Below are 507 nucleotides of genomic sequence, written 5' to 3' on the forward strand. Positions count from 1 at the left end.
CTGAGAGAGAGACGAGAGTGGCGCGCGGGATGGGTGCCGAAGAAGGGAAAGGGAAAATCAGCGTTGTTCCGGATAAAGGCCTGTGGTTGCCCGAGAGGGTAACGGCGGGTGACAGAATTTGCCTGGCGGCCGTAGCGCGGTGGTCCCACCTGACCCCATGCCGAACTCAGAAGTGAAACGCCGTAGCGCCGATGGTAGTGTGGGGTCTCCCCATGTGAGAGTAGGGAACTGCCAGGCATCCAAACAGAAAAGCCCGCGTGGCGGGTGGAAATAACCGCTGTGCATGTTGGCGGAAGCGGTGCAAGCCGCGAAAAGAAATAATAAAGGTTTTGCGCTGATATGGCTCAGTTGGTAGAGCGCACCCTTGGTAAGGGTGAGGTCCCCAGTTCGACTCTGGGTATCAGCACCAGTTAACATGGCGGAGTTCGGCGACAGAATTTGCCTGGCGGCCGTAGCGCGGTGGTCCCACCTGACCCCATGCCGAACTCAGAAGTGAAACGCCGTAGC

At 58.6% G+C, this 507-nt stretch carries 1 tRNA gene and 2 rRNA genes; all 3 read left to right on the forward strand.

The features are described 5' to 3' along the window. The first annotated feature begins 121 nt into the window (after positions 1–121). Positions 122–237, forward strand: a 5S ribosomal RNA gene (rrf, locus tag FCN80_RS07705). A gap of 96 nt (positions 238–333) precedes the next feature. Beyond that, positions 334–409: transfer RNA gene (locus tag FCN80_RS07710), tRNA-Thr, on the forward strand. Between the two features lie 32 nt (positions 410–441). Further along, positions 442–507: ribosomal RNA gene (gene rrf / locus FCN80_RS07715) — 5S ribosomal RNA — on the forward strand; the annotation flags it as partial.

Origin of the sequence: Martelella alba, assembly GCF_005217455.1 — a bacterium.
GTDB lineage: Bacteria > Pseudomonadota > Gammaproteobacteria > Enterobacterales > Enterobacteriaceae > Acerihabitans.